This window comes from Flindersiella endophytica (assembly GCF_054779015.1).
The window spans coordinates 503479-509597 of the sequence record NZ_BAAGYY010000036.1 but is presented as its reverse complement, the minus strand read 5'-3'; the positions used below and the strand labels follow the sequence as shown (position 1 = coordinate 509597).

5 protein-coding genes are annotated in these 6119 nt (G+C 68.8%); 2 read left to right on the top strand and 3 right to left on the bottom strand.

Features of this window, described 5'->3' with window-relative positions; genetic code table 11:
- Nucleotides 1–244: 244 nt before the first annotated feature.
- From ACYVF6_RS40935 to ACYVF6_RS40925, 3 genes are all read right to left on the bottom strand, one after another.
- Nucleotides 245–1090, bottom strand: coding sequence for an extensin family protein (locus ACYVF6_RS40935; RefSeq protein WP_460530490.1), 846 nt, complete (start codon nucleotides 1088–1090; stop codon nucleotides 245–247).
- Nucleotides 1091–1378: 288 nt separating this feature from the next.
- Entirely contained in the window at nucleotides 1379–2839 is a 1461-nt protein-coding gene (murD, locus tag ACYVF6_RS40930; RefSeq protein WP_460530487.1) for a UDP-N-acetylmuramoyl-L-alanine--D-glutamate ligase, read from the bottom strand.
- Nucleotides 2818–3480, bottom strand: a complete 663-nt coding sequence (locus ACYVF6_RS40925; RefSeq protein WP_460530484.1) for an MBL fold metallo-hydrolase — start codon at nucleotides 3478–3480, stop codon at nucleotides 2818–2820. Before ACYVF6_RS40925 ends, murD begins: the two co-directional genes overlap by 22 nt.
- A 110-nt stretch (nucleotides 3481–3590) precedes the next feature.
- On the opposite strand from ACYVF6_RS40925, the gene ACYVF6_RS40920 reads away from it, so the two are divergent.
- Together ACYVF6_RS40920 and ACYVF6_RS40915 are read left to right on the top strand one after the other, a co-directional pair.
- Nucleotides 3591–5117, top strand: a complete 1527-nt coding sequence (locus ACYVF6_RS40920; RefSeq protein WP_460530481.1) for a sugar ABC transporter ATP-binding protein — start codon at nucleotides 3591–3593, stop codon at nucleotides 5115–5117.
- Nucleotides 5114–6097, top strand: coding sequence for an ABC transporter permease (locus ACYVF6_RS40915; protein ID WP_460530478.1), 984 nt, complete (start codon nucleotides 5114–5116; stop codon nucleotides 6095–6097). The genes ACYVF6_RS40920 and ACYVF6_RS40915 overlap by 4 nt, the downstream gene beginning before the upstream one ends.
- Nucleotides 6098–6119: the final 22 nt, after the last annotated feature.

Below are 6119 nucleotides of genomic sequence, written 5' to 3'. Positions count from 1 at the left end.
ATCAAATCCGGGCGCCGGCGACGACTCCGCCTGCCACAAGGCTGGCCCTACAACCACCTCATCCACACCGGCCTCGCAGCGCTGCAAACCGCCTGACCAAGCCCCACCGCCCCTACCACCAAGGACCCAGACAACCGGCGAACCGAGCGCCGGGAACCACCCCTGCCCACACCCAGCCACCCACACCAGCAACGACCAGCACGAGATCAACGCCACCGATCGCCAGCCACATGAAAGATCGAGGCTAGAACGCCTGGTTGGCGAATCCCTTACGGGCAACGGCATCCAGCCAGGTGCGATAGACCGAGGTCGTCGTGTGCGGGTTGCCGCTCGTCACACCGAGCCGGCTTCGCGACTGGTCGAACGCGGCCTGGGTGAGCGGACCCCAGATCTTGTCGACGGACAGGCCGGAGTCCATGAACTCGTTGCAGACCGCCTGCACGAAACCGACGTCGGAGGAGGTGCTCTTGCCGAGGATGACCGGGAGCCCACCGAAGTCGGAGTGGATGTGGTCGTAGTGGTCGGAGTTGTACGTGCGGTCCAGCGACCAGCGGAAGTGCGCGCGCAGCGTGGCATCCACCGCGTAGTAACGCTTGCGCAGGTCTGCCGGCTTGGAGGTCTGCCAGTCCAGGCCGATCATCCGGGAGATCCGCCCGTCGGTCCAGGCGATCTCGTCGATGTCGATCGCCGTGCCGGCGCCGTGCTGTCCGGTCTTGTTGACGTACGCGCCCGCGGACGTGATGAACTCCAGCCCCGGATAGCCCTGGCTCGCGCTGATGCTGCGCAGCCGCCGCACCCACGGCACGAGTGTGTCGAAGAAACCGAACGTGCAGTAGAACGTCGCCGGCTTGCGCACACCCGTCCCGTCACGGATGTACATCGTCGGCGTGCCGTCGATGTTGTTGAAGGCCTTCTCGTTGGCCGCAAGCGGCCCGTACGGAAGCGACGGCGGTACGTAGAGCATGTCCTCGCCAGTGTCGGCGTGTGCGGCGGTGGCGAGCAGCCCGGAGCCGGCGACTCCGGCGCCGATCGCGCCAATGGCCCCGGCGCGGAGCAAGCCGCGCCGGGATGGTCGTGATGCCTCAGACATGATGGTTTCCCCTCGAAAAGAACAAGCGGTGGCCAGAACCATCGTGCTGAAGGAACCACGCGAATTCGAGGGCGTGGGCACCTTGCTGCCGTGCGGCCTCGCGGCTACTCCTCGCCGCTCCACCAGCCGCCGCCGGCCTGGAGGCGGCTGTAGATCAACCGGTCGACGAGCAGATGAGAGGTGAGTGGTGAAGTCGCGCTCGGAGAATCCGATGTCGAACAGGATCGTGCGCAGCCGGCACGGTTGCGGACGATCCGGACGGAGGGAGCTGGCACACCTTTCGCAGCGTCAGCGTCCTGGCAGCTTGTCGCCGCCGAGGGTGGCGACGGCCGCGGCGAACTGGTTGCCGCGGTCGAACTCGTTGATGAACAGGCCGAAGCTCGCGCAGCCGGGGGACAGCAGCACGTGCCTCGCTCCCTCCGGTACGGCCAGCTCGCGCGCGAACGAGACCGCCTCGACCATGCTCGACGCCTCCCGCACCGGCCTCGCGTAGCCGCGGGAGCGCAGTGCTTCCAGCAGCTGGTCGGTGCCCGTACCCGGCAGGAACACCAACGCCGCTTGAGCCTTCTCGATCGCGTCGAGCATCGGCGTGAAGTCGGAGCCCTTCGCGACGCCGCCGCAGATCAGCACCAGCGGTCCCTGCGACGACAGTGCTTCCAGCGCGGACGCCACTGCGATCGGCGCGGTGGCCGCGGTGTCGTTGACGTACGTCACGCCGTCGACCGTGCCGATCGGCTCGAGCCGGTGCTGGACACCGCGCAGCTCGGGCACCGTCCGGCTGATCAGCTCCGGCGGCCGTCCGTTGATGTAGGCGGCGGCAGCGGCGAACGCGAGGTTGACCCGATTGTGCTTGCCCAACAGGGAAAACCCGTCGAAGCCACACAACGTCACCGCCACGCCGTCGGCGCCGGTCCAGACGACGCCGTCGGACGAGAGCGACACGACGGCGGCGTGCTCCAGGTCGGCGACCGCGACCGGGCGGTCCGGGTCCTGGACGAAGACCTTCCGCGACGGTGCCTTGGCGCACAGCTCGGCGAGCTCCGGATCCCACGCCGGCAGGACGGTCCAGTCGTCAGCGCCCTGGCCGAGCGCGAGCGAGGCCTTCACCGAGCGGTACGCGGGCAGCGAGCCGTACCGGTCGAGGTGGTCGTCGTCGATGTTGGTGATGACGGCGACCTGGACGGGCCAGCCGGGCAGTGCCTCCAGTTGCTGCGCCGAGACCTCCAGCAACACGCGGTCGGAGGCCGTGAGCTCGTCCAGCAACGCGATCGCCGGCACACCCATGTTGCCCGCGAGGTGTACGTGGCTGCCGTCGGCCTCGAGCAGCTGGTGCAGCAGGCTGGTCGTGGTCGTCTTGCCCTTGGTGCCGGTGACCGCGCTGATCGGGGCCGGGCAGTGCTTGGCGAAGTAGCCGAGCTCCATCCAGATCGGCTTGCCGAGTTGACGCGCCAGCGAGAGGTACGGTGACGTGGGCGGCACGCCAGGGTTGCGCAGCACCACGTCGGCCCACTCGATGTCCTCCTCGCGGTGCTCGCCGAGGACGAACTCCGCGTCCACGCCTCGTTCGCGCAGCGCCGACAGCGCGGGCGCCAGCAGCGCCTCCGAACGCAGGTCGGTGATGCGTAGCGTCGCGCCCTGCGCGGCGAAGTAGCGCGCGACCGCGACGCCACCGCCGATCACCCCGAGCCCGAGGATGAGGACCCTGCGTCCTGCCAGAGAGTCGGTGGTCACCAGCCGCGCTTCCGCCACTCGCCGAGGTTGGGGCGTTCGGCACCGAGCGTGGTGTCCTTGCCGTGTCCCGGATAGACCCAGGTCTCGTCGGGCAGCCGGCCGAACAACTTCTCCTCGACGTCGTTGATCAGCGTCTCGAAGTTTTCCTTGCTGCCGTGGGTGTTGCCGACGCCGCCGGGGAACAGGCTGTCGCCGGTGAAGATGTGCGGCCTGCCGCCTGACTCGTCGTAGAGCAGCGTGATCGAGCCGGGCGTGTGCCCGACCAGGTGGATCACCGACAGCTCGTGGACGCCGACCGCCACCTGGTCGCCGTCGTGCAGCTCCTCGTCGGTGGGCACCGGGATCCCGGAAGCGTCGTCGGCGTGGGCGGCCGTGACGGCACCCGTCTGATCGACGACCTCCTGCAGCGCCTGCCAGTGGTCGCCGTGCTGGTGGGTCGTGATGACCCTGGTCAGCTGCCCGCCGCCGGACTCGACGAGCGCGAGCAGCGTCTGGGCGTCGTTGGCCGCGTCGATCAGCACCTGCTCGCCGGTCTCGCGGCAGCGCAGGAGGTATGCGTTGTTGTCCATCGGCCCCACGGACACTTTCGTGAGCACGAGCCCTGCCAGCTCCCGGACCTGGGGCGGCCCGCCGACCTTGACCTCTCCGGTGTACGCCATGGCTCCGACCTTAACGGTTGGCGCGTGCGTCCAACTTTGGAACCGGCTGTTGACGCGCCGTACCCAACGGCGATAACCAGGACCGACACCCCCTGTTGCGGGAGGTAGCCATGCCGGAACCGGTCGTACGCTTGCGAACGGTCAGCAAGCGCTATGGCCCGATCGTCGCGGTGAGCGAGGTCGACCTCGACCTGTTCCCCGGCGAGGTGCACGTCGTCGCAGGTGAGAACGGTGCGGGCAAGTCGACTCTGATGCGGTTGCTCGCCCAGATCGAGCCGGCCGACTCCGGGTCGATCCTGGTCGACGGCGCCGAGATGTCGTTCCATGGGCCGCGTTCGGCGCAGCGCCTCGGCATCTCGATGGTGCACCAGGAGCTCGCGCTGGCGCCGGACCTCACCGTCGCGGAGAACCTCTTCCTCGGCCGTGAGCCGTCGCGGCTCGGCGTGATCGGGCGGTCCGAGCAGACCCGGCGGGCGTCGGTCCTGCTGCAACGCGTCGGGCTGAACGTCGACCCGGGCCGGGTCGTCCGCGGGCTGTCGGTGGCGCAGCAGCAACTGATGGAGATCGCCAAGGCGCTGGGTGTCGACGCCCGGGTCGTCATCATGGACGAGCCGACGGCGACGCTGAACGACACCGAAGTCGACGAGTTGCTCGACGTGATCGGAAACCTGCGCTCGACCGGCATCGCCGTGCTGTACATCTGCCACCGGCTGGAGGAGATCTTCCGGATCGCCGACCGGGTGACGGTCATGCGCGACGGGCGGGTCGTCGAGACCCGGGCGGTGGGCGAACTCGATGAGCGGACGCTCGTACGGCTGATGGTCGGGCGCGACATCGCGCAGCTGTATCCCACGCCGGACACCACGCCGGGCGAGGTCGTGCTGCGGGTGTCGGGCCTCGGCCGTTCCGGCCGGCTGGGACCGTGCGACTTCTCCGTACGCGCGGGCGAGGTGCTGGGCATCGCGGGCCTGGTCGGGTCAGGGCGGACCGAGCTGGTGCGCGCGGTGTTCGGCGCGTACCCGATCGACACCGGACAGGTCGAGGTCGATGGTGTCGTACGGCGGATCCGGCGGCCGTCAGACGGCCTCACGGCCGGGATCTGTTACCTGTCGGAGGACCGCAAGGGTGACGGGCTCGCGGTCGACCTGCCGATCGCGCACAACATCACGATGGCGAGCCTGCCGTCGTTCTACGGCGTGCTGCGCCTCTCGGAGGAGCGGCGACGCGCCGAGCGTCGGCGGGACGGGCTCGGCATTCGTACACCGTCGGTGGACCGGGCCGTGCGTACGTTGTCCGGTGGCAACCAGCAGAAGGTCGCGGTGGCGAAGCTGCTGGAGACGAACGCGCGCGTGCTGTTGCTCGACGAGCCGGCGCGCGGCATCGACGTCGGGGCGAAGGCCGAGATGTTCCGGCTCATAGCGGAGCTTTCGCGACTGGAAGGCAAGCAGAGCAAGGCGATCGCGATGGTCTCGTCGTACCTGCCCGAGTTGCTGGCGATGTGCCACCGGCTGCTGGTCATGCACGAAGGCAGGATCGCGGGCGAGCTGGTCCGTACGGATCCACGATGGTCGGAGGAGGGCGTGATGGCGCTTGCGACTGGGGCCTCGGCCGCTGCGGCTTCTGGGGGCGCGGCATGAACCTCGCGGTGTGGCTGCGACCGTTGCGGCACCGGACGACGCAGACGTTGTCGCAGCTGACGGCCGGCGCCGCGTTGGTGGTGCTGGCCGTCGCGCTGTCGGTGGCGTCGGACAAGTTCCTGACGGCCGACAACCTGTTCAAGATCGGGCAGCAGACGGCGGTGACGGCGATCATCGCGATCGGCATGACGCTGGTCATCATCACGGCCGGGATCGACCTGTCGGTCGGTGCGGTCGCGGCGGTGGCCGGCGTGGGCGCCGCGTTGCTGATGTTCGATCTCGGCGTGGCGTGGCAGCTCGCGACCGTGGCCGGGGTGCTGATCGGCGCCTTGGCAGGCGTGATCAACGGCCTGCTGGTGTCGGTGGCCGGGATGGCGCCGTTCCTGGCAACGCTCGGAATGATGAGCGTGTGCAAGGGGCTGGTGTTCATCCTGACGCCGAAGGCGGTGTACGGGCTGCCGGGTGACTTCCGGCTGCTGGGGCAGGGGGAGTACGGACCGATCCCGATTCCCCTGATCTTGCTGGTGATCACGGCCGTGCTCGGGCATCTGGTGCTGACCCGGACGAAGCTCGGTCGGTATTCGTACGCGATCGGGTCCAACCCGGACGCGGCGCGCCTGTCGGGCATTCCGGTACGGCGTTACCTGACGGCGGTCTACGTGATCGCGGGTGCGATGGCCGGCTTCGGCGGGATGATAGCCGCGTCCCGGGTCAACTCCGGCCAGCCGAACTTCGGGATCGGCCTGGAGCTCGACGTGATCGCGGCCGCGGTGATCGGCGGGGCGTCGCTGGCCGGCGGGCAGGGCTCGGTGGCCGGCACGCTGATCGGCGCGTTCATCCTCGCACTGATCCGGAACGGCTCGGTCCTGCTCGACATCAACCTCTTCTATCAGAACGTCATCATCGGGCTCATCATCTGGATAGCGGTCTGGTGGGACATCGTGCGCCGCAGGCGGATCGCGGCGCGTACGGGAACGTGAAAGCCTTCGAGACAAGGGAGTT